Here is a 21,974-nt window from a genome sequence, read left to right as displayed (position 1 = left end):
AGTTTCGGGAATCGTGTTATGTTATGATGTAATCGAAGTGTTTCGGCATCAGACCATGCGATGCAAAAGGAGTAGAGCACATGATTTCATTACCGAGCAAAGATTTTCTTGAAACCCCGATCGAAGAATTTGTCATCTCGTCCGAAAAAGTAGCACATGTCCAAATCGGCAATAGTGCCGAGCATGCTTTATTGGTTTTGACGAAGACCGGCTATTCAGCCATCCCGGTTTTGGATGCGAAGTACCGGTTTCACGGCTTGATTAATGCCCAGCGCATCACAGACGCCATTCTTGGAATGGACCATATAGAATACGAGAAACTAGGCGATATTCGAGTCGAAGAGATTATGCAGACTGACCTGCCGCTGATCCATTTGAATGACCGCTTCCAAAGAGCTTTGGATCTGGTGATCGACCAGAATTTCCTTTGTGTAGTGGATGACGATGGAATGTTCATGGGGATTTTGACAAGACGGATCGTCTTGAAGCAATTGAAGAAACAACTTTACCAGTTCAAACGATAATTGCCCTGAAAAAGGTCTCATCCATTGAGGCCTTTTTTTCTGCTGGTTGAAAGAAGGAATGGATATGGAGCAAACGAAACGCCCGCTCATCTTGATCGCGGTCATGCTGGCTATGTTCGTTTCTGCGGTCGAAGCAACCATTGTCTCGACAGCGATGCCGAGCATTGCCGCAGACCTCGGCGGGTTTTCAAAATACAGTTGGGTGTTTTCTGCTTATTTACTGATGAGCACTGTTACTGTGCTGTTATATGGAAAGCTGGCCGATCTTGTCGGCAGGAAAATAATTTTTGCTTTCGGCATGTTATTGTTTTTAATTGGCTCGGGCCTCTGCGGTTTAGCCGATTCGATGGAGCAATTAATCGCTTTCCGTTTTATTCAAGGAGCGGGAGCGGGGGCTATCATGCCGATTGCGTCAACGATTGTGGGAGATATTTATTCTCCTGAAGAACGGGCGAAGATCCAAGGGTACTTGTCCAGCGTATGGGGCATCTCGGCCATCGCCGGCCCTGCTATCGGCGGTGTTTTGGTAGCGACCATCGGCTGGCAATACGTATTCTGGGTCAATTTGCCGCTGGGGATCTTGTCGCTGCTCGGCATCTTGATTTATTTGAAAGAACCGATGCGCATGGAGCGGGCGAAAGTCGATTACAGGGGGGCCTTGTTCTTGACGATTGCACTTAGCAGCATATTGTACCTGCTTATCGAAGGAGGAGTGTCTTTTAGCTGGCTCTCGGCTCCTTCTTATTTACTTGCCATTATCGGCGCTGTATTCATGTTTTGGTTTATCAAAGCAGAGCGCGCGTCAGACGATCCAATGATGCCATTTGAAATTTGGCAAAACCGTGCGATTCTTTATGCGAATTTGGTTTCGCTCGCGACAGGAATTATATTGATCGGCATTTCCAGCTATTTGCCGGCTTATGTGACTGGCGTCATGGAACAGCCAGCGGCGATCGCTGGCTTCACGTTGACGACAATGTCGATCGGATGGCCGATCGCTTCTGTCCTATCAGGAAGGCTCTTGATCAGCATCGGCTATTTCCGCACTTCGCTTATGGGGGGATCTTTCCTTCTCATCGGAACCGCTTTGTTTGTAACGATGCAACCTGGCTTTGGTCCATTATGGGCAGGAATGTCGAGTTTTTTTGTCGGTGTCGGCATGGGATTGACTAGCACCGCCTTCATCGTCTCCATCCAATCTGCAGTGTCCTACGATAAGCGGGGAGCGGCAACCGCTTCAAATATGTTTATGCGCAACCTTGGCAGCACAATCGGCGTGGCGCTTCTCGGCAGCATATTGAATAGCTCGCTACTGAATCGGCTGGACGATTCAAGCAATTTATCGCTGGAATCCGTCAACTCGATTTTAAGCATCGATAGCCGCCTGCAGCTTCCGGAAGCGGATAAGCTGGTGCTGCAGGAAGCCTTGGCTTTTGGGCTGCGCAATGTTTATAGCATAGCGTTTATCTGCGCGCTGATCAGTTTCTTGCTGATTTTCGGCTTGCGTGGTTTGAGAGGAGTGAAACCGGATGTCAAATGAAGAAATGATTATTAAAGTGCTCGCAGAAGAAGGCAATATGCGAAAAGCGGCAGAGCGGCTGTTCTTGTCACAGCCTGCCCTGTCGCAGCGGCTGCAATCGATTGAAAAGGAATGGGGCCAGCAATTATTCATTCGTTCACAAAAAGGGCTGACGCCGACTCCTGCTGGTGAATTGGTCATTCAATACGCAAAAGAAGCCGTGGTGCGACGGGAAGAGATTTTTGAACAGCTGCATACCTTAAGCGAAAAAGTGCATGGCACTTTGAAAATCGCCTGTGCGTCGATCATCGGCCAAAATTGGCTCCCAAAAGTGTTGAAAGATTTCATTACCCTGTATCCGGAAGCGAAAGTGCAATTGATCACCGGCTGGAGTTCTGAAATCGTCCGTGCCTTGTACGACGGCGAAGCCCATATTGGCATCGTCCGGGGGCAGACAGACTGGAAAGGCCCGAAAATTCATTTATTCAAAGACACTTTGTATTTGGTCGATAAAGAAATCAGTTCGCTAGAAGAAGTCATGAAGACCGAACGGCCGTTTATCCAATTCAAAAGCGATTCTACCTATTACGAGGAAATCCAGCAATGGTGGCAAAAGCATTTCGCCTCCAACCCGAAGCGCCAAATCACGGTGGACCAGATTGAGACCTGTAAGCAGATGGCCGTCAACGGCATTGGCTATGCAATCTTGCCATCCATTACCTTGACAGGTGCAGAGGATGTCCATACGGTGCCGCTGACGAATAGCGAACAGGAACTGGAGTTGACCCGGGATACGTGGTTGATCGGCTATGAATCGTCTTTCCAGCTTCGGCAGGTCGAGGCATTTGTCGATATTGTCAAAAAACATGCCACTCTGTTAAGCTAAAGGATGTATTATTATACTGAATCAGATATAATAACACCATTACACGAGAGAAAGAGGTTTTAATCAATGGAACAAATGGATGCAAATCAAATTATTTCGTACATACAGAATGCGAAGAAATCGACGCCTGTAAAAGTATATGTCAAAGGTGAAGGCGTAGCTGCGCTTGATTTTGGCGAAGGCTCGAAAGTATTCGGAGAAGGCAATCATGCAACAGTATTCGGCGAATGGGCTGAAGTGGAGAAGGCACTAGACCAGCACGCCTCAGTCATCGAAGATTCCGTAGTGGAAAACGATCGCAGAAACTCAGCAATCCCGATGCTTGATTTGAAAAACATCAATTCCCGGATTGAACCAGGTGCGTTTATTCGTGAAAACGTAGAGATTGGCAGCAACTGCATCATCATGATGGGCGCTGTCATCAATATCGGTTCTGTCATCGGCGATGGCACAATGATCGACATGGGCGTAATTATGGGCGGTCGCGCGACAGTCGGGAAAAACTGCCATATCGGCGCTGGCGCTGTCTTGGCAGGCGTAATCGAGCCTGCATCTGCCACACCGGTAATCGTTGAAGACGACGTCATGATCGGCGCAAACGCAGTAGTATTGGAAGGCGTCCGCATCGGCAAAGGTTCTGTCGTCGCTGCAGGGGCTGTCGTGATCGAAGATGTGCCTGAAAACGCAGTCGTTGGCGGTACTCCAGCGCGCGTGTTGAAACTGATGGATGAAAAGACCCGTTCGAAAACAGAAATCAAGCAAGAACTTCGCCAATTGTAAGAGGCCATTCTATGGATCTTATTCAAATCAGGAGAGAATTGCACGAAATTCCGGAAATCGGGTTCCAGGAATTCAAAACACAAAGCTATTTAAAAGAGATCATTTCCCGAATGGCTCCGGGCCGTATCGAGCTGGTTGAATGGCGCACAGGACTCGTCGTCAAAGTAAAGGGCAGTTCGCCTGAGAAAACAATCGGTTGGCGCACGGATATCGACGGTTTGCCAATTCGCGAAGAAACCGCGTTGCCATTTTCCTCACGCCACGAAGGGTTCATGCATGCATGTGGGCACGATATCCACATGACGGTGGCGCTCGGCTTGCTGGAACAGGTGGTTGAACACCCGCTTGAGAACGATGTAGTGATCTTGTTCCAACCTGCAGAAGAAGGGCCTGGCGGCGCACAGCCGCTTTTAGCATGGCTTGAAAAAGAGCGTCCGGATCTTTTGCCGGATGAACTTTTTGCCTTGCACATCGCACCTGAACTGCCAACCGGCACTGTAGCGACAAAGCCAGGGCTTTTTTTTGCTAACACATCGGAATTATTCATCGATCTGCACGGTAAAGGCGGCCATGCGGCTTATCCGCATCAGACACGTGATATGGCGGTGGCAGCAGCCGCTTTATTGATGCAATTGCAGACAGTCGTCAGCCGCAATGTCGACCCGATGGATTCGGCCGTTTTGACGGTCGGGAAGATGTCTGCCGGCACTGTCCAGAACATCATCGCCGAACGGGCGCGCCTGGAAGGGACAATCCGTACCCTAACGCCCGAGTCGATGGAAAGCGTAAAAAAACGCGTCGAATCGCTGTGCCGGTCGATCGAGGAAGGCTATGAATGCCAAGTGTCCATCGATTACGGGGCGAATTATCGCCAAGTGGACAATGACGAACAGCTTGCCGAGTCATTTTTGCGTTATGCAGAGGATGCTCCGGACATACAAGCTGTCCGCAGCAAAGCGGCCATGACAGGTGAGGATTTCGGTTACTTCACCGAACGGCTGCCGTCTTTGATGTTTTGGGCAGGGGCCGGCTCCGATTACGGCTTGCATCATTCAAAACTGATGCCGGACGAGAGAATCCTATCGTTCATGCCACGATTCATTTACGATTATTTTAAGCAACGATAAAAAAAGCGAGACGCCGCTATGGCGTCTCGCTTTTTCAGGCTGCCGAGAAAGGTAAGAAATCGTATTTTCCGAAGCTTATCGCTCGCTTTCCGTGGGCTCGCGCCCAAGCCTCCTCAGTCGCTTTGCGCCTTGCGGGGTCTCGGTCGTCTCGCTCAACCACAGGAGTCGAGCGAACGCTTCTCCAAATACTTAGAAAGATCATTGATTATTGAATGTAGAAAAAATGACTCCATTCTAGTTCGTTATGGATTAATAGACTTCTTCTACACCCATAAAAAGCGAGACGCCGCTATGGCGTCTCGCTTTTTTGCATCTAGATTAATCGGTGAATCAGGTGTTGCGGCTTTCCTGCAACAACTCTTTTTTTCTCGTCGACCAGTTAAAGGCGATGAAGAAACAGAAGAGCAAGATGAAAGTCCCTGTAATATACGGGAAGCTCATGTCGATATCGAACAGGATCCCGGCAAGCGCTGGCCCAATCATATTACCAAGGCTCATATAGGCGTTGTTCATCCCGGCCGCATACCCTTGCGAGTCGCCAGCGAGTTTTGAAATGAGCGTATTGATCGCTGGGCGCAGGAGAGAGGCGGCTGTGAAAAAGACAGCTGCCACGAACAGGATCGTCCAGAAGGTGTTGACGAAGAGAATACCGATCATCGCTGCGGCTGAAACAATTAAATTGACGAGGATGACGCGCATCTCGCCGAAACGCTTGAACAAGCTGTCGATGACGAAAGTTTGGACGATGACGCCGACAAAGCCACCGACAGTAATGACGACCGAAATTTCCTTCGGCGTGAATTGGAATTGTTTATCAACATACAAGGCGATTGTGGATTGGAAATTCGACAACCCGAATGCAAAGATGAACATGACCAGCAGCATGACAAAATACGGTGTGTAGACAGAGCGCTTCATCTGCTGGTATAGATTCTCCCGTTTATAGTCCACAGCCTGCACCGCCGGTTTGACATTTGGCAAGGCAAAGAAGGATAGCAGAGCGGACAGTAAAGCGACAGAGGTTGCGACATAGAACGGGAATTGCAGGCTGACTTCAGAAAGGAAGCCGCCAATGCCGGGCCCGATCATGAAACCAAGAGACATCGAAGCGCCAAGCAGCCCCATTCCTTTGCCTCGTTCTTCGTAGGTCGTGATATCGGCCACAAATGCCATCATTGGCGGGATCAGGAATGCTCCGCCGACGCCGCTGAAGAAGCGGGCAAGGTAGAGGACCCATAATTCGGTTGCCATGCCGAAGAGCAGCTGCGACAAGCCGAATACGATCAGCCCGAAAATGATCAAGTTCTTGCGCCCATATTTATCGGAGAGTTCCCCGGAAATTGGCGAAAATAGAAATTGCGCAAAAGCGAAAGTGGCGATTAATGTGCCGAGCGCTTGGCCTGCAACGCCGAATGTTTCCAGATAAGCTGGCATGATCGGGATGATGAGGCCGATTCCGCTCATGGCGATAAACATATTGAACATGAGAATATATAAGGCGAATTTTGTTGATTTGACGGCCATGAGGCTAACCTTCCCTCGTTTTTATTTCGTGTGGCTAAATTTCGGTGTTATGAACTTATTTACTATACCTCATTTAAACAGAAAAAAACAGGCAGAAGTTCTGCCTGTCATTTTTCCATATCCATCTTGAATTCCAAAAACAGTTCGTTGTAGATGCCGAGCATCTCGACTCCAAGGTTTTCGTAGACTTCGAGGCGGTCGCGCATTTCTTCTGTCGGATAAAATCGCTTATCTCCTGTCACTTCAGGGTCCATCAGTTCAAGTGCCGCTGCATTGGGGGAAGAATAGCCGACATAATCCGCATTTTGCGCAGCCACTTCCGCACCGAGCATGAAGTTGATGAATTGATGGGCGCCGTCAATATTGTCGGCTGTCGATGGGATGATCATGTTATCGAACCAAAGATTGGAGCCTTCTTCCGGGACTACATAATCGATGTCTTCATTGACAAACATCATATCTGCCGCTTGCCCGGACCAGGTAACGGCAACCGCCGCTTCCTCGCGGCGCATCATTTCGACGATTTCATCACCGATGATCGCTTTGACATTGGGCCCAAGTGTTTTCAATTTATCAGTCGCTTCGCGTAACTCCTCAAGATCGGTTGAATTCAGCGAATACCCTAGGCTGTTCAAGCCCATACCAATGACTTCGCGTGCGCTGTCGACCAAAATGACTTCCTGTTCGAGCGTTGGGTTCCACAAGTCATCCCAGCTTTCGAAAGTCTGCCCTTCGAGAAGAGTTGGATTATAGGCGATGCCCACGGTGCCCCAGAAATAGGGAATCGAATATTCATTTCCCGGATCGAATGGCAAATCCAAAAAGTATGGATCAATGTTTTCAAGATTGGGGATCTTGCTGTGGTCGATCGGCAACAGCAAATCGTTTTCTTTCATCTTGTCGATAGCGTATTCCGACGGGACGGCGACGTCATAAGACGTTCCGCCCTGCTCAATTTTTGTCATCATTGATTCATTCGAATCAAAGGTTTCGTAGATAACCTGGATGCCGGTTTCTTCTTCAAATTGGCTGATCAGTTCAGGGTCGATGTATTCGCCCCAGTTATAAACCGAGATCGAGCCGCTGCCGCTGGTGGCAGAGCTGCTCTCCAGTAGATGGACGGCATAGAAAAGGACTGCGGAAATGATTATAATGGCTGCACTTGCTCTCATGATGCCTTTCATGGTCGAGTTCCTCCTGTTCCAGCGTTCGCCCCGGAGCGCTGATTAAAGAAATAGTATCCGAGGACAAGGCCGAGCGTCACGACGAAAATCAAAGCGGACAAGGCATTGATGGTTAGCGTGATGCCTGCTCGTGCCATCGAGTAGATCTCAACGGACAATGTCGCAAAGCCATTGCCGGTGACAAAGAACGTGACGGCAAAATCATCGAGTGAATACGTCAGCGCCAGGAAAAAGCCGGCGAATATCCCCGGTTTGATGTAAGGGATGATGACTCGCGTCAAAATATCACGCTGCGATGCCCCGAGATCCGTCGCCGCATCAATTAAGCTTGAGCTCATTTCCTGCAGTTTCGGCAATACCATGATGACGACGATCGGGATGCTGAAGGCGATATGCGACACAAGGACGGACGCGAAGCCGAGCTTGACGCCGACCATCGTGAAGAGAATCAGAAACGAGGCACCGATGATGACATCTGGGCTGACGATCAACACGGTATTCAAGGACAATACGGCGTTGCGCATCTTCCGGTTGCGCAGAAAAATGATGCCGATCGCGCCGAGCACACCGATCGCTGTCGAGATGAGTGCGGACAGCAAAGCGACGATGACCGTGTTCAAGACGATGATAAGCAGGCGCGTGTCATTGAAGACCGCTGCGTAATGCTCCCACGTGAAATCTTCAAAGCCGGACATGGTGCCGCCGCTATTGAATGAATAGAAAATCAAATAGAAAATCGGGGCATAGAGAATAAAAAAGACCAATGCCAAATAGATTTTGGCGGGTTTACTTAGCTTTGCCATTCAATGCCCCTCCTTTCTCTTTCGGGCCTGTGAGCAGCATGATGATGATCATGAACAAGATCAAGAAGACAGCAATCGTCGAACCCATTCCCCAGTTTTGCGTAACCAGGAATTGCTGTTCGATGGCAGTACCGAGCGTAATCACTTTGTTGCCGGCAATAAGCCGTGTAATGACGAACAAGGATAAGGCTGGGATAAAGACGGCTTGTACGCCGGATTTAACGCCATTGATCGCCAGCGGAAAAATGACGCGTCGGAATGTCGTCCACTGGGAAGCGCCGAGATCGCGCGATGCATCAATCAAAGCCGGATTGATTTTATCGAGCGAGTTGAAGATCGGCAGTACCATGAACGGGATGAAAATATACACTGCGACAAACACAAAGCTGAAGTCGGTGAACAGGATCTGAAGCGGCCCTGCACCGAAAAACTGGATCAATTGGTTAGCAGGCCCGTACAGCCCGAAAATACCGATGAATGCATAGGCTTTCAGCAACAGGTTGATCCATGACGGGATGATGATCAACAGCAGCCATAATTGCTTATGCTTGGTTTTCGTCAGCCAGTAAGCCGTTGGGTAGGCAATCAGCACCGAAATGAAGGTGATGAGGAAGGCGTACCAGAACGAGCTGAGCGTCATGCGAAAATATGTCGATGAAAAGAAATTCGCGTAGTTTTCCAACGAAAAATCACCGGCTAGATCGAGAAACGAAAAATAGACAACGAGTGCAATTGGGGCAATGACAAATAACAAAATCCATATATAATAAGGCGCCAAATACCATGGTCGTGATGAACGATTAGTCATTGGAAACGGCTCCGTAAGACTCGAGTCTTGCATCGAAGGCTTCTTCGGATTCGTTCAAGCGCATGACGTGGATCGCCTCCGGATCGAAATCAAGGCCGATCTGCGCGCCGACTTCCACACGTTTTGTCGAATGGACCAGCCACTCATTACCCGTTTCGTCGTAAGTGGAGATTTCGTAATGGACGCCGCGGAACAATTGGCTGTCGACATGCACTGCCATTTTGCCGGTTTCAGGTTGGGTAATTTCCAAATCTTCCGGGCGGATGACGATTTCCACTTGTTCATTTGGGCTCAATCCTCTATCAACACATTCAAACTCCTTATTGGCAAAGCGCACACGGTAATCAGCGACCATGACGCCCTCAGCGATATTCGACTCCCCGATGAAATCAGCGACAAAGCGGTTGATCGGTTCATCGTAAATATCCATCGGTGTGCCGCTTTGCTGGATTTCTCCGGCATTCATGACGAAAATTTCATCGGACATCGCAAGTGCTTCTTCCTGGTCGTGTGTGACGAAAACGAAAGTTTTGCCGAGGCGTTGCTGCAGCTCCCGCAATTCATATTGCATTTCGGTACGCAGCTTCAAGTCGAGTGCGGACAGCGGTTCATCGAGCAGAATCACTTCCGGGTCGTTGATGATGGCACGTGCGATGGCGACGCGTTGGCGCTGGCCGCCGGACATTTCGTGGATTTCGCGGTTTTCATAGCCGCTCAAATTGACGAAAGCCAAAGCTTCTTTGACGCGGCGCTCGACTTCCGCTTTCTTGATTTTCTTGATGCGCAAGCCGAATGCGACATTTTCGAATACATTTAAATGAGGGAACAGCGCATAATCCTGAAATACCGTGTTCACTTGCCGCTCATTTGCCGGAATTTTATTGACTTTCTTGCCTTTGATGTAGATGTCGCCGCTGGTTGGCTGGTTAAAGCCGGCGATCAATCGCAGGATCGTCGTTTTGCCGCAGCCGGAAGGGCCGAGCAAAGTGTAGAATTTCCCTTTTTCCATTTCAAAACTGATATTGTTTAATACATTGCCCGCACCTTCGAAAGTTTGGACAACATTATCAAAGCGGATGATCGCTTGGTCCGTCATAATATACCTCCTGGATTATAAATAAGATTTCGTCGCGACGATAATCATTTCTGCACGGCCCGTCGAATGGTTCGCTAATTGATGTTCATGTTCCGCGCTATAGTAAATGGAATCACCGGCTTTTGCTGTATAGGAGCGGCTGCCGATATCCAGGCGGACTTCGCCTTCTAGGACATAGACAAAAGTTTCGGATGCTGAAGGTTCAAATGTTTTGAATTTCCCGGACGGTTCCAAAGTTAAGTAAACTGGTTCCATTTCCTTTTTATTCGATGTCGGGACGAGCCAGTCGATTTCATAACCGGCTTCACGGTCGATATGGACCGTATGATCTTCTTCCTTGAAGACGAGTTTTGCTTCTTCGGCGTCTGTGAAAAATTCTTTTGGAGTCGTTCCGAGAACTTCAAGAAGCGAAAATAGCGTTTCGATGGATGGGGAGTTCATGTCGCGTTCAAGCTGTGAAATGAACCCTTTGCTCAAATCTGTCCTCGAGCCAAGTTCTTCCTGCGTCAAGCCGTTTTTTAGCCGCAGATTCTTAATCTTTTTCCCGATTTGCATACAGTCTCCTCGATTCTTCAGTAATGGTACAATATAGAAGGGGTTGGCGAGAGATGGTGCACGCCCCGTCATTCGTATGAAATAGATGCGAATTGCTTGAATCAATAAATGAAGAACTAATAGTTTAGTAAAAATATACTTTTAGTTTAGTTAAAGTATTTATTCATTATACAAAACCTGCGTTGAAATTCAAGGGGAAAAAACTTTGGGAAATGAATCCGAATCTATTGCAATCAGCTAAAGCAATTACTATTATAGAGAAAGTGCAAAAGCCAAAAAGTCCACAAAGACTGATATAGAAGTTTTCGGTTGTGCAAAATTGACAGATGACAGGGATATAAAAGCCCAACCAACTACGGGAGTGATCAACTTGAACGGAAAGATGAATTTTTTCCTCGACCCGAAAAACCGGGTAGCGCAAAAACCATCCATTATGAATTATAAACAAGAAGAAAAAGGACTTTATCTATTAGCTGATAAGAAGTTCATCAATTGGATGGACGTCCACACATTTTGCCATACGTGCATGGACCCACTGACTTTCGACAATGAATTCGACGCAAGCTATTGCGCAAGCTGCAACGAGTGGCGCGAAGAGCGCTGCAGCGACATCAGCTGTGAATATTGCGAGAATCGACCTGAACGGCCACTAGATCCCCGCAAATAAGCGGGGGTTTTTTTATGGGCGAAAGAAGGATATGATGAAGAAGAGCAAACAAGAAGATGGGGGATGGACATGAAAAAGGAATTCGTGGTAATAGGCTTAGGACGTTTCGGCGGAAGCATCGTCCGGGAACTGATCGAACAAGGAGCTGACGTGATGGCTATCGATAAAGACCATGAGCGGGTAGATGAATTCGCTTCGATCGCTACACAAGCTGTTGTTGCCGATACAACTGACGAATCGGTATTAAAATCCCTCGGGGTCCGCAACTTTGAGCAGGTCATCGTCGCAATCGGCGAAAATATCCAAGCGAGCATTCTGACGACGCTCATGCTAAAAGAAATCGGCGTTAAAAAAATAACCGTCAAAGCCCAAAACGATTACCATGCCAAAGTACTGCATAAAATCGGGGCGGACAAAGTCGTACATCCGGAGCGCGATATGGGCATCCGAATCGCCCATAATATCCTATCGAATAATGTGCTCGATTACCTGGAGCTGTCCGATGAGCATTCGATTATGGAGATCAAAGCGAACGATAAACTGGCGGGCTATACCTTGATCGAATTGGATATCCGCGCCAAATACGGCATCAATATCGTCGCAATCAAAAGAGGGGACGATATCATCGTGTCCCCGCAGGCGGATATGGAAATCGAACGGGAGGATATCCTGATCATCATCGGATCCGATGCCGACATCAACCGTTTCGAAAAGAAAGTAATGAACTAAATAAGACCAAAAAAAGAAGCCGCTGAGGGCTTCTTTTTTTATACTTCCATAATCACTGGGAGAATCATCGGGCGGCGTTTCGTTTTTTCGTAAAGATACGGCCCGAGGACATCTGAAATTTCGGTCTTCAGTTCAGCCCAGTCAGTATTTTTGCTGTGGATTTTTTTGTTCAAGTGGCGATTCAGCATCTGCTGTGCCTCGTAGATCATCGTGCCGGATTCGCGCATATAGACGAACCCGCGTGAAATGAGGTCAGGACCTGACACCATGCGGCTTTTCTTCTTGTCGACGCTGACAACGACGATGACCAGTCCTTCTTCAGACAGCACACGGCGGTCGCGAAGGACGATATTACCGATGTCGCCGATTCCGCTGCCGTCGATGTAAACATCACCGGAAGGGATGCGGCCGGCAACCGAAGCTTCGTCTTGGCCAAGAGCCAAAACATCGCCGTTTTCCATAATGAAGGTATTCTCGCGCGGAACGTCGCAGTCGACTGCGAGTTCTGCATGTTGAGCCTGCATCCGGTATTCACCGTGGATCGGCATGAAGTATTTCGGCTTGATCAAGCGAAGCATTAATTTGTTTTCTTCTTGTGAACCATGCCCTGATGTATGAATATCATTCAATGAGCCATGGATGACATCAGCCCCAGCACGGAACAATAGGTTGATTGTGCGGTTGACGCTGCTCGTATTGCCCGGAATCGGGGAAGACGAGAAGACGACCGTATCGTTCGGCTGGATCTGGATTTGGCGATGTGTACCGTTGGCGATGCGTGACAGTGCAGCCATCGGTTCGCCTTGTGAACCGGTGCACAGGATGACGACTTTATCAGCCGGCATGCGGTTCAAGGTTTGCGTATCGATAAACGCATCTTCTGGAGCCGTGATATAGCCGAGTTCACGGCCAATCGTCATGGCATTATCCATGCTGCGGCCGAAAACGGCGATTTTGCGGCCTTGGCGCACTGCTTCATCGGTCACTTGTTGCAATCGGTAAATATTGGAAGCGAACGTAGCGAAAATCAAACGCCCTTCGACTTTCCGCATGATTTCTTTGATGGTTTCGCCGACTTTGCGTTCGGACATGGTGAAATTCGGGATCTCAGCATTGGTCGAGTCGGACAATAGACATAATACGCCTTCACTGCCGATTTGGGCCATCTTCAATAGATTGGCTGGTTCGCCGACTGGAGTGAAGTCGAATTTAAAGTCACCTGTATGGACGATGCTGCCGGGTGGTGTTTTGACGACTACGCCAAAAGAATCCGGGATACTGTGGGTCGTGCGGAAGAAACTGACCGAAGTTTTGCGGAATTTAATGACATCTTCCTCTTCGATTTCGATCATTTTCGTCTGGCGCAGCAAGCCGTGTTCTTCCAGTTTTTTACGCAATAAGCCAAGTGCTAGCTTACCGCCGTAAACCGGCATGTTCACTTGCTTGAGCAGGTATGGAATGCCGCCGATATGGTCTTCGTGGCCGTGGGTGACAAACAGGCCTTTAATTTTATCGGCATTTTTAACTAGATAAGTGTAATCCGGGATGACGTAATCGATTCCGAGCAAATCGTCTTCCGGGAATTTGATGCCGGCATCAATAAGGATGATTTCATCCTGGAATTGGACACCGTATGTGTTTTTGCCGATTTCGCCCAGTCCGCCGAGCGCGAAAACAGCTGTTTGATCATTTTTCACGAATTTCATTAGGCGTCGATAGACTCCACTTGATAATCTTGCGAGGCTTGTTCATATTCGAGGTGCTGGCCTTCTAGAAGCTGCACGAGCTCGATATTGAAGTTGCGGTCCTTGAGGTGGTGACGGACTTCCCGCTCGGTGGAAGCTTCTACATACAAACTTTGTGTGTTTTCGCGAACTGGTACTTCAAAACGGTTTTCTTGGTAATATACTTTAAAAATCATATTTTGCTCTCCTTTTTCCACGTTCAATATAAATGCACTTTCTTTATATTATCATGTCATTGTTCTAAAATAAAGAATAGCCCTCCTATTTATTGAGAAGGGCCGAAACAAACCTTATGCTATCTTCTTTTTGTTCATAATGCCGTTGAGCTGTCTGAGTAGTCTGCGTTTCAACCGTTTCAGCATGGCTCATCACTCCTTATGTATAGTATACTGTTTTTTCTGACAAAAGCAAAGAGGGCTTATTGAGAAATGCCCCAAAAGATTGGAGATAGGGATATGTCGAAATTATTATTATTGGATATCGATGGCACCTTGCTCGATACGAACAAGCAATTGCCGGAAGCTACTAAACAAGCATTGGTCGCAGCTCGCGCGAACGGGCATCAGCTTGCCATCGCGACGGGCCGTGCGCCGTTTATGATCGGTTCGTTGCTTGAGGAGTTATCGATTGATACGTATATTACGTTCAATGGCCAGTACATCGCGTTTGAAAACGAAGCGGTGCATAAACAAGCCATCGATTCCGAGACTTTGGAAAAAGTGCTGGCATTTGCAGAGCAGCGCGACCATCCGTTGGTTTTCTTGAACGAGCATAAGATGGTCTCTTCCACTGATTTTCATCCGGACATCGACGAAAGCATCAAGAGCTTGAAGTTCCCGCACCCGGAAATGGATAAAGACTTTTATCGCACGAACGATGTGTATCAGGCGCTGGTATTCTGTGAAGAGCATGAAGAAAGCCAATACCATGATGAATTCCACAACGTGGATTTTGTCCGCTGGCACCGCGTATCATGTGACATTCTTCCGAAAGGCGGCAGTAAAGCGGAAGGCATCAAGCAATTAATTCGCGCGACAGGCCATCGCCTGGAAGATACGATTGCGTTCGGCGACGGATTGAACGATCTTCAAATGATGGAAATCGCCGGCTACAGCGTTGCGATGGCAAACGGCCACGAAGAGACGAAGAAACGCGCAAACCATATCACCGGGCACGTAAATGAAGGCGGGCTCGCCAGCGCGTTCGAATTTCTCGGCTTGAGCCGTTAATTTTTAGCTAGTGCAGGAGTTTAAACTCAAATACAAAACCCCGCTCCCCAAAATTGGGTGAGCGGGGTTTTGTCATTCCACGGTTTCGGTTTGAAGATCGATGGGCGAAGCATTTTCGACTTCCTGAAAAGGATCATTCGGGTTGATGTGGTCGTAGAACATGATGCCGTTAAGATGATCGAGTTCATGTTGGAAGGCAATGGCTGGAAGTCCTTTTAAACGAATCTTGAACTCTTCGCCGGAAAGCGTATAGCCTTTGACGGTGATGCGGGCATAACGCGGCACATATCCCGGAACCGAACGGTCGACGGATAGGCAGCCTTCGCCGCCAGACAAATAGGCTTTCTCGACAGAATGGCTGACAATTTTCGGGTTCACTGCCACCAAGCTTAAGTTCTCGCCGGAATGTTCGTCAAAATGCAAAGCGAAAATCCGTTTAGAGATGTTAATCTGGGGGGCGGCGATTCCGACGCCCGGGCGTAAATCGTATTTTTCTGCCAGCTCGTCGTCCTGGCTGTTCTTTACATATTCCAAAAGCTCTTCACCGAGTTTTTGGTCTTCTTTTGAAAGCGGGAGCTTGACCTCTTCAGCTTTCTTGCGAAGAGCGGGGTGCCCTTCACGGACAATATCATTCATCAAAATCACTTATGTTCATCCTTTCATGGTGCTCGCTAGTATCCCTATTGTAGCGTATGATGGCATTTTTGAAAAAAGAAAAAGCTCTTTCCGTTATTGTATTTTACCTAAATTCATTCTATAGTTAATTCATGGAAATCAAGGGGGACTTTATTGTGAAGAAAATAGCCATCGCCACGGTTTTGACCGGCACACTCTTTCTTTCGGCATGTTCAGGGGCATCGACAGAAGAACAACTGAACGAAATTCTGGAGACGACTTTCGAAGAGGAAGCCGAGTACCGTGATGTGCAAAGCGAATTGCAGAGCCGTGAACAGAACGAACAAGAAATCTTCGAGTCAATCATGGCTTTGACCAAAGAACAGCAGGCAGAAGTGGAAGAGAAGTCTCAGGAAGCGATTGCTTCCGCCGATGAGCGGCTTGAATTATTGGAGACGGAACGCGAATCGATGCAAAGCGCTGCCGACGAATTCGATGGAATCGACGAATTGATTGAAGAAACGGAAGAAGAAGCCGTTAAGGCGGATCTTCAAGCGCTGAAAGAGCAAATGAATGAACGCTTTGCAAAACACGGTGAATTCACGGACGCCTATCAGGCACTTATCGAACAGCAGAAACAATTATATGCGATGGTAGCTGAAGAAGATATGGATCTTGCTACTCTACAGGACAAGACCAATGAAGTGAATGAACAGAATGAGCTGGTTCAAGAAGCCGTAACAGCTTTCAACGAACAAACGGAACAGTTCAATGAGCTGAAAAACGAAACCATTGAAAAAATGAATGCAGAAAACGATTGAGCAGCCGCTGTGGCTGCTTTTTTCTGTGCTATAAAAGTGCAGCAGAATGATTGTGTATTATAATACAGATGGCGTTTTCTTTGTAGTACAGTTACAGGTATTTTTAAGATCTACCAAAACGGGTATACACGTATAATGTATTGTTCTTCTATGATTGACCGTAATATTGTGGTGGCGTATACTGAAAAAGAATGTGGCGATTGTATCACTAAGCTAGTGTTAAAATTTTAATACAGATAAAGGAGAGTTGCTTTTATGGCTGCGAAAAAGAATCAGCAATTCGATCCGGTGGAAACACTCAATGCGATCGAAGAAAAGTTCGAAATGGTTCAAGTATTGAACGAAGAAGGCGAAATTGTTAATAAGGATTACGATCCGAATTTGTCCGATGAGCAATTGGAAGAATTGATGAGACGTATGGTTTATACGCGTATTTTGGACCAGCGTTCGATTTCATTGAACCGCCAAGGGCGTCTAGGATTCTATGCACCGACTGCAGGGCAGGAAGCGTCTCAATTGGCTTCCCATTTTGCGTTGGAGAAAGATGATTTCATCTTGCCGGGCTACCGCGACGTACCGCAATTGATCTGGCACGGCTGGCCGTTGCACCAAGCGTTCTTGTTCTCGCGTGGACACTTTAAAGGAAACCAGATGGCTGAAGGCTTGAACATCTTGCCTCCGCAAATCATCATCGGTGCCCAATTCATCCAGGCAGCCGGTGTTGCACTCGGTATGCAAAAGCGTAAAAAAGAAGCGGTCGCTGTAACCTATACAGGCGATGGCGGATCTTCACAGGGCGATTTCTACGAAGGCATCAACTTTGCCGGAGCATTCCGCGCACCAGCGATCTTTATCGTACAAAACAACCAATTCGCGATTTCGACACCGCGTGAATTGCAGACCTCAGCAAAAACGATTGCACAAAAAGCAGTATCAGCAGGGATTCCAGGAGTGCTTGTAGATGGCATGGACCCACTTGCAGTTTACGCTGTGACGCGTGATGCACGCGAACGCGCTGTGAAAGGCGAAGGGCCGACATTGATCGAAACAATGTGCTACCGTTACGGGCCGCATACAATGGCAGGCGATGACCCGACACGCTACCGTACTTCAGACATCGACAGCGAGTGGGAGAAAAAAGATCCGCTCGTACGCTTCCGTAAATACCTGGAAGCCAAAAAACTATGGAATGAAGAAAAAGAAAACGAAGTAATCGAGAAAGCAAAAGAAGAAATTAAAGCGGCGATTAAAGAAGCAGATGGCACGCCGAAACAAAAAGTTTCTGACCTTCTCGGAATCATGTACGAGGAAGTTCCATTTAATGTACAGGAACAGCTCGATATCTATAAAGCAAAGGAGTCGAAGTAAGCCATGGCACAAATGACGATGATCCAAGCTATTACGGACGCTCTGAAAACAGAAATGAAAAACGATGAAAATGTTCTGGTTTTCGGTGAAGACGTAGGTAATAACGGCGGTGTATTCCGCGCAACTGAAGGTTTGCAAAAAGAATTCGGTGAAGACCGTGTATTCGATACGCCACTTGCTGAGTCAGGAATCGGCGGTCTAGCGATCGGTCTTGGATTGCAAGGTTATCGCCCGGTACCGGAAATCCAGTTCTTTGGCTTCGTTTTCGAAGTAATGGACTCTATCAGCGGCCAAATGGCGCGTATGCGCTACCGCAGCGGCGGCACGTTGACATCGCCGGTAACGATCCGTTCACCATTCGGCGGCGGCGTACACACGCCGGAAATGCACGCTGATTCATTGGAAGGGCTCATGGCTTCACAACCTGGCTTGAAAGTAGTCATTCCATCAACACCATACGATGCAAAAGGCTTGTTGATTTCAGCGATCCGCGACAACGATCCGGTCATTTTCCTTGAGCATATGAAATTGTATCGTTCATTCCGCCAAGAAGTGCCGGAAGAAGAGTACACGATCCCACTCGGTAAAGCCGATGTGAAACGTGAAGGTACAGACCTTTCCATCATCACTTACGGTGCGATGGTCCAAGAAAGCGTGAAAGCTGCCGAAGAATTGGAAAAAGATGGCCATTCAGTGGAAGTTATCGATTTGCGCACAGTTCAGCCGCTTGATATCGAAGCGATTATCGCATCCGTTGAAAAGACGAACCGTGCAATCGTTGTGCAGGAAGCGCAAAAACAAGCTGGAATTGCAGCGAATGTCGTAGCTGAGATCAACGACCGCGCAATCTTGAGCCTTGAAGCTCCTGTGCTCCGTGTAACAGCGCCGGACTCTGTCTTCCCATTCTCGCAAGCTGAGCAAGTTTGGCTGCCGAATGCAAAGGATATAGTAGAAACAGCGAAAAAAGTACTGAACTTCTAATTGCCGGATAGCGGCTTTAAAACGCCGCTCTTTCCCAGGCAAAATTAGAAAACAGCCTGAATTCAGTTGAACTGGCTTTCGTATCCTGAAAGCCGGTGCTGAATCATTGCTAAATAGCAGCATTCCTTATGGCGCGCCGTATTGAATGTACAATTAGAAAGGGTGACTAGAATGGCTTTTGAATTTCGATTGCCGGATATCGGTGAAGGTATCCACGAAGGTGAAATAGTAAAATGGTTTATCAAGGCCGGAGACACGATCGAAGAAGACGATATTCTGTGTGAAGTACAGAATGATAAAGCGGTCGTAGAAATCCCGTCTCCTGTTTCAGGAACCATCGAAGAAGTGCTTGTTGAAGAAGGAACAGTCGCAGTCGTCGGAGATGTACTCGTGAAAATCGATTCTCCGGATGCAGATGACGTCCACTTCAAGGGCGGAAAAGACGACGAGGAAAAACCTGCCCCTGAAGCAAAACAAGAGGAAACGCAGGAAGAAACAGAAGAGCAGGTCCAGGCAGGCACAGCTGAATCTGGTGAAAATGTCGAAAAAGAGCCGGCTCCGGAAAGCAAGCCAGAAGGCGAAACCGGCGCAGGCGACCAGCCGCAAGCTGATGAAGCTGACAGTGACCCGAATAAACGCGTCATCGCGATGCCATCTGTGCGTAAATTTGCGCGTGAAAAAGAAGTCGATATCAAGAAAGTCAAAGGATCTGGAGACAACGGCCGTATCCTGAAACAAGATATCGAGGCATTTATGGATGGCGGGCAACAACAAGAAGCCCCAGCAGCAGAGCAGGAGACAGCTTCAAAAGAAACACAAGAAACAACAGAAGCCCCTGCAGCAGCCGCTCCAGAAGGCGAATTCCCGGAAACGCGCGAAAAAATGTCCGGCATGCGCAAAGCGATCGCCAAAGCGATGGTCCATTCGAAACACACTGCTCCGCACGTCGCATTGATGGACGAAGTCGATGTAACCGAACTCGTTGCACACCGCAAAAAGTTCAAAGACATCGCTGCAGAAAAAGAAATCAAGTTGACGTATTTGCCATATGTCGTCAAAGCTTTGGTCAGCACGTTGCGTGAATTCCCGGCGCTTAACACATCGTTCGATGACGAAACCGGCGAAGTGATCCACAAGCATTACTTCAATATCGGGATCGCAGCAGATACGGACAAAGGCTTACTCGTTCCGGTCATCAAAAATGCAGACCGCAAATCCGTCTTCGCCATTTCTGATGAAATCAACCAGCTCGCCACCAAAGCGCGCGAAGGCAAATTGTCCTCTGCTGAAATGAAAGGCGCTTCATGCTCGATTACGAATATCGGATCTGCAGGCGGCCAATGGTTCACGCCAGTCATCAACCACCCGGAAGTTGCCATTTTGGGCATCGGGCGCATTGCTGAAAAACCGGTAGTGAAAAATGGTGAAATTGTAGCAGCTCCTGTGTTAGCATTATCATTGAGCTTCGATCACCGCATGATCGACGGAGCAACGGCACAACACGCATTAAATCACATCAAGCGTTTGTTAAGTGAACCAGAATTACTATTAATGGAGGCGTAAAACTTATGGTAGTAGGAGATTTTCCAATCGAAACAGACACGCTCGTCATCGGCTCAGGCCCTGGCGGCTATGTCGCAGCTATCCGTGCAGCACAAACTGGCCAAAAAGTGACCATCGTTGAAAAAGAATACATCGGCGGCGTTTGTTTGAATGTCGGCTGTATCCCGTCAAAAGCGATGATCTCTGTCGGCCACCGTTTTGAAGAAGCCCAGCATTCTGATGAGATGGGAATCGTGGCAAAAGAAGTTTCCTTGAACTTCGAGAAAGCACAAGCGTTCAAAGACAGCGTCGTTAAGAAATTAACTGGCGGCGTCGAATCCTTGCTAAAAGGCAATAAAGTGGAAATTGTCCGCGGTGAAGCGTATTTCGTAGACGAAAACACCGTTCGCATCATGGACGCAGATTCTGCACAAACGTATAAGTTTAAAAATGCTATTATTGCAACGGGTTCACGCCCGGTTGAAATCCCGACATTCAAGTATTCAGAGCGCGTCATCGATTCGACTGGCGCTTTGGCTTTGAAAGAAGTACCGAAAAAACTGATCGTCATTGGCGGCGGCTATATCGGGACTGAGCTCGGAACTGCATATGCAAATATGGGTTCTGAAGTGACAATTCTTGAAGGTGCACCGGACATTCTTGCCGGATTCGAAAAGCAAATGACGTCCATCGTCAAAAAAGGCTTGAAGAAAAAAGGCGTAGAAGTCATCACAAAAGCGTCTGCTAAAGGCGTGGAAGAAAAAGACTCTGGCGTTTCCGTTTCCTACGAGGCTGGCGGCGAAGAGAAAACAATCGACGCTGACTATGTATTGGTTACTGTCGGGCGCCGTCCGAACACGGATGAAATGGGCCTTGAAGAGCTTAACATCAAAATGGGCGAGCGCGGCTTAATTGAAGTCGACAAGCAATGCCGCACAAGCATCCCAAGCATTTATGCAATCGGTGATGTTGTGGCTGGCCTTCAATTGGCACATAAAGCGTCATACGAAGGTAAAATCGCTGCAGAAGCGATTGCTGGTGAAAAATCAGAACTCGATTACTTGGCGATTCCAGCGGTCTGCTTTACAGACCCAGAACTTGCTAGCGTCGGTTTAACTGAAGAACAAGCTAAAGAAGAAGGTTTTGAAGTGACTGCTGCGAAATTCCCGTTCGGCGCAAACGGCCGTGCTTTGTCATTGAATGCTGCAGAGGGCTTCGTGAAACTTGTTTCTCGTAAAGAAGATGGCTTGCTATTAGGTGGGCAAATCGTCGGAGCAGGCGCATCTGATATGGTCGCAGAAATCGGTTTGGCGATTGAAGCTGGCATGACAGTGGAAGATATTGCAATGACAATCCACGCTCACCCAACTTTGGCTGAAACAACAATGGAAGCGGCGGAAGTGGCTCTAGGCACGCCGATTCACATCATTAAATAAACAAGTAATAGAAGGACCGCAAAATGCGGTCCTTT

22 protein-coding genes are annotated in these 21,974 nt (G+C 48.0%); 13 read left to right on the top strand and 9 right to left on the bottom strand.

Going from position 1 to position 21,974, the window contains the following annotated elements:
• Positions 1–80 precede the first annotated feature (80 nt).
• The 5 genes from cbpB (at position 81) to G3255_RS11375 (ending at position 4,836) form a co-directional block, all read left to right on the top strand.
• The gene (gene cbpB / locus G3255_RS11395; protein WP_058383441.1) at positions 81–524 is read left to right on the top strand and encodes a cyclic-di-AMP-binding protein CbpB; all 444 of its coding nucleotides are present in this window, start codon (positions 81–83) and stop codon (positions 522–524) included.
• 64 nt (positions 525–588) lie between these two features.
• The gene (locus tag G3255_RS11390; protein ID WP_211654561.1) at positions 589–2,064 is read left to right on the top strand and encodes an MDR family MFS transporter; all 1,476 of its coding nucleotides are present in this window, start codon (positions 589–591) and stop codon (positions 2,062–2,064) included.
• Positions 2,054–2,929, top strand: coding sequence for a transcriptional regulator CcpC (gene ccpC / locus G3255_RS11385; RefSeq protein ID WP_211654560.1), 876 nt, complete (start codon positions 2,054–2,056; stop codon positions 2,927–2,929). The genes G3255_RS11390 and ccpC overlap by 11 nt, the downstream gene beginning before the upstream one ends.
• A 66-nt stretch (positions 2,930–2,995) precedes the next feature.
• On the top strand, positions 2,996–3,709 hold the full coding sequence (gene dapD / locus G3255_RS11380) for a 2,3,4,5-tetrahydropyridine-2,6-dicarboxylate N-acetyltransferase (protein WP_211654559.1): 714 nt from the start codon (positions 2,996–2,998) through the stop codon (positions 3,707–3,709).
• Positions 3,710–3,720: 11 nt separating this feature from the next.
• Positions 3,721–4,836 carry an N-acetyldiaminopimelate deacetylase gene (locus G3255_RS11375; protein ID WP_211654558.1) on the top strand — a complete coding sequence of 372 codons (1,116 nt, stop codon included), beginning with the start codon at positions 3,721–3,723 and terminating at the stop codon, positions 4,834–4,836.
• Between the two features lie 330 nt (positions 4,837–5,166).
• Here G3255_RS11375 and G3255_RS11370 read toward each other — a convergent pair whose 3' ends face one another.
• The 6 genes from G3255_RS11370 to G3255_RS11345 form a co-directional block, all read right to left on the bottom strand.
• Entirely contained in the window at positions 5,167–6,360 is a 1,194-nt protein-coding gene (locus G3255_RS11370) for an MFS transporter (RefSeq protein ID WP_211654557.1), read from the bottom strand.
• A 107-nt stretch (positions 6,361–6,467) separates the two neighbouring features.
• Positions 6,468–7,544: an ABC transporter substrate-binding protein gene (locus G3255_RS11365; RefSeq protein WP_211654556.1), complete on the bottom strand. Its 1,077-nt coding sequence runs from the start codon at positions 7,542–7,544 to the stop codon at positions 6,468–6,470.
• The gene (locus G3255_RS11360; RefSeq protein ID WP_211654555.1) at positions 7,541–8,347 is read right to left on the bottom strand and encodes an ABC transporter permease; all 807 of its coding nucleotides are present in this window, start codon (positions 8,345–8,347) and stop codon (positions 7,541–7,543) included. Before G3255_RS11360 ends, G3255_RS11365 begins: the two co-directional genes overlap by 4 nt.
• The gene (locus tag G3255_RS11355; protein WP_211654554.1) at positions 8,331–9,155 is read right to left on the bottom strand and encodes an ABC transporter permease; all 825 of its coding nucleotides are present in this window, start codon (positions 9,153–9,155) and stop codon (positions 8,331–8,333) included. Before G3255_RS11355 ends, G3255_RS11360 begins: the two co-directional genes overlap by 17 nt.
• Positions 9,148–10,251 carry an ABC transporter ATP-binding protein gene (locus G3255_RS11350; RefSeq protein WP_211654553.1) on the bottom strand — a complete coding sequence of 368 codons (1,104 nt, stop codon included), beginning with the start codon at positions 10,249–10,251 and terminating at the stop codon, positions 9,148–9,150. Before G3255_RS11350 ends, G3255_RS11355 begins: the two co-directional genes overlap by 8 nt.
• Positions 10,252–10,266: 15 nt before the next feature.
• The gene (locus tag G3255_RS11345) at positions 10,267–10,806 is read right to left on the bottom strand and encodes a helix-turn-helix domain-containing protein (RefSeq protein WP_211654552.1); all 540 of its coding nucleotides are present in this window, start codon (positions 10,804–10,806) and stop codon (positions 10,267–10,269) included.
• A gap of 370 nt (positions 10,807–11,176) precedes the next feature.
• Between G3255_RS11345 and G3255_RS11340 the strand changes: the two genes are divergently transcribed.
• On the top strand, positions 11,177–11,473 hold the full coding sequence (locus G3255_RS11340; protein ID WP_211654551.1) for a hypothetical protein: 297 nt from the start codon (positions 11,177–11,179) through the stop codon (positions 11,471–11,473).
• Positions 11,474–11,542: 69 nt separating this feature from the next.
• Positions 11,543–12,202, top strand: coding sequence for a potassium channel family protein (locus tag G3255_RS11335; protein WP_211654550.1), 660 nt, complete (start codon positions 11,543–11,545; stop codon positions 12,200–12,202).
• Between the two features lie 38 nt (positions 12,203–12,240).
• Here the strand turns inward: G3255_RS11335 and rnjA are convergent, their stop codons facing one another.
• Both rnjA and G3255_RS11325 read right to left on the bottom strand, forming a co-directional pair.
• Positions 12,241–13,908 (bottom strand): ribonuclease J1, encoded by a 1,668-nt coding sequence (gene rnjA, locus G3255_RS11330; RefSeq protein WP_121297811.1) that lies wholly within the window; start codon positions 13,906–13,908, stop codon positions 12,241–12,243.
• Positions 13,908–14,123 (bottom strand): DNA-dependent RNA polymerase subunit epsilon, encoded by a 216-nt coding sequence (locus G3255_RS11325; RefSeq protein WP_211654549.1) that lies wholly within the window; start codon positions 14,121–14,123, stop codon positions 13,908–13,910. Before G3255_RS11325 ends, rnjA begins: the two co-directional genes overlap by 1 nt.
• A gap of 279 nt (positions 14,124–14,402) precedes the next feature.
• On the opposite strand from G3255_RS11325, the gene G3255_RS11320 reads away from it, so the two are divergent.
• Positions 14,403–15,176, top strand: a complete 774-nt coding sequence (locus G3255_RS11320) for a Cof-type HAD-IIB family hydrolase (protein ID WP_211654548.1) — start codon at positions 14,403–14,405, stop codon at positions 15,174–15,176.
• 72 nt (positions 15,177–15,248) lie between these two features.
• On the opposite strand, the gene def is transcribed toward G3255_RS11320, so the two are convergent.
• Positions 15,249–15,821, bottom strand: a complete 573-nt coding sequence (gene def / locus G3255_RS11315; protein WP_211654547.1) for a peptide deformylase — start codon at positions 15,819–15,821, stop codon at positions 15,249–15,251.
• 146 nt (positions 15,822–15,967) lie between these two features.
• On the opposite strand from def, the gene G3255_RS11310 reads away from it, so the two are divergent.
• The 5 genes from G3255_RS11310 to lpdA all read left to right on the top strand — a co-directional run bounded on the left by G3255_RS11310 (position 15,968) and on the right by lpdA (position 21,939).
• The gene (locus tag G3255_RS11310) at positions 15,968–16,612 is read left to right on the top strand and encodes a YkyA family protein (protein ID WP_349291433.1); all 645 of its coding nucleotides are present in this window, start codon (positions 15,968–15,970) and stop codon (positions 16,610–16,612) included.
• A 255-nt stretch (positions 16,613–16,867) separates the two neighbouring features.
• A complete protein-coding gene (gene pdhA, locus G3255_RS11305) occupies positions 16,868–17,980 on the top strand; it encodes a pyruvate dehydrogenase (acetyl-transferring) E1 component subunit alpha (protein WP_101190620.1) in 1,113 nt (370 codons plus the stop codon).
• 3 nt (positions 17,981–17,983) lie between these two features.
• The gene (locus G3255_RS11300; protein WP_211654545.1) at positions 17,984–18,961 is read left to right on the top strand and encodes an alpha-ketoacid dehydrogenase subunit beta; all 978 of its coding nucleotides are present in this window, start codon (positions 17,984–17,986) and stop codon (positions 18,959–18,961) included.
• A gap of 171 nt (positions 18,962–19,132) precedes the next feature.
• Positions 19,133–20,524, top strand: a complete 1,392-nt coding sequence (locus G3255_RS11295; protein WP_211654544.1) for a dihydrolipoamide acetyltransferase family protein — start codon at positions 19,133–19,135, stop codon at positions 20,522–20,524.
• 5 nt (positions 20,525–20,529) lie between these two features.
• A complete protein-coding gene (lpdA, locus tag G3255_RS11290) occupies positions 20,530–21,939 on the top strand; it encodes a dihydrolipoyl dehydrogenase (protein WP_211654543.1) in 1,410 nt (469 codons plus the stop codon).
• Positions 21,940–21,974 lie beyond the last annotated feature (35 nt).

Origin of the sequence: Planococcus sp. MSAK28401, assembly GCF_018283455.1 — a bacterium.
Taxonomy (GTDB): domain Bacteria; phylum Bacillota; class Bacilli; order Bacillales_A; family Planococcaceae; genus Planococcus; species Planococcus alpniumensis.
This window is presented reverse-complemented; position numbering and strand designations above follow the sequence as displayed.

What these genes read in the sequence shown, in the direction of transcription:
- cbpB (WP_058383441.1), top strand. Translation starts at nt 81, where the DNA reads ATGATTTCATTACCGAGCAAAGATTTTCTTGAAACCCCGATCGAAGAA.
- G3255_RS11390 (WP_211654561.1), top strand. Translation starts at nt 589, where the DNA reads ATGGAGCAAACGAAACGCCCGCTCATCTTGATCGCGGTCATGCTGGCT.
- ccpC (WP_211654560.1), top strand. Translation starts at nt 2,054, where the DNA reads ATGTCAAATGAAGAAATGATTATTAAAGTGCTCGCAGAAGAAGGCAAT.
- dapD (WP_211654559.1), top strand. Translation starts at nt 2,996, where the DNA reads ATGGAACAAATGGATGCAAATCAAATTATTTCGTACATACAGAATGCG.
- G3255_RS11375 (WP_211654558.1), top strand. Translation starts at nt 3,721, where the DNA reads ATGGATCTTATTCAAATCAGGAGAGAATTGCACGAAATTCCGGAAATC.
- G3255_RS11370 (WP_211654557.1), bottom strand. Translation starts at nt 6,360, where the DNA reads ATGGCCGTCAAATCAACAAAATTCGCCTTATATATTCTCATGTTCAAT.
- G3255_RS11365 (WP_211654556.1), bottom strand. Translation starts at nt 7,544, where the DNA reads ATGAAAGGCATCATGAGAGCAAGTGCAGCCATTATAATCATTTCCGCA.
- G3255_RS11360 (WP_211654555.1), bottom strand. Translation starts at nt 8,347, where the DNA reads ATGGCAAAGCTAAGTAAACCCGCCAAAATCTATTTGGCATTGGTCTTT.
- G3255_RS11355 (WP_211654554.1), bottom strand. Translation starts at nt 9,155, where the DNA reads ATGACTAATCGTTCATCACGACCATGGTATTTGGCGCCTTATTATATA.
- G3255_RS11350 (WP_211654553.1), bottom strand. Translation starts at nt 10,251, where the DNA reads ATGACGGACCAAGCGATCATCCGCTTTGATAATGTTGTCCAAACTTTC.
- G3255_RS11345 (WP_211654552.1), bottom strand. Translation starts at nt 10,806, where the DNA reads ATGCAAATCGGGAAAAAGATTAAGAATCTGCGGCTAAAAAACGGCTTG.
- G3255_RS11335 (WP_211654550.1), top strand. Translation starts at nt 11,543, where the DNA reads ATGAAAAAGGAATTCGTGGTAATAGGCTTAGGACGTTTCGGCGGAAGC.
- rnjA (WP_121297811.1), bottom strand. Translation starts at nt 13,908, where the DNA reads ATGAAATTCGTGAAAAATGATCAAACAGCTGTTTTCGCGCTCGGCGGA.
- G3255_RS11325 (WP_211654549.1), bottom strand. Translation starts at nt 14,123, where the DNA reads ATGATTTTTAAAGTATATTACCAAGAAAACCGTTTTGAAGTACCAGTT.
- G3255_RS11320 (WP_211654548.1), top strand. Translation starts at nt 14,403, where the DNA reads ATGTCGAAATTATTATTATTGGATATCGATGGCACCTTGCTCGATACG.
- pdhA (WP_101190620.1), top strand. Translation starts at nt 16,868, where the DNA reads ATGGCTGCGAAAAAGAATCAGCAATTCGATCCGGTGGAAACACTCAAT.
- G3255_RS11300 (WP_211654545.1), top strand. Translation starts at nt 17,984, where the DNA reads ATGGCACAAATGACGATGATCCAAGCTATTACGGACGCTCTGAAAACA.
- G3255_RS11295 (WP_211654544.1), top strand. Translation starts at nt 19,133, where the DNA reads ATGGCTTTTGAATTTCGATTGCCGGATATCGGTGAAGGTATCCACGAA.
- lpdA (WP_211654543.1), top strand. Translation starts at nt 20,530, where the DNA reads ATGGTAGTAGGAGATTTTCCAATCGAAACAGACACGCTCGTCATCGGC.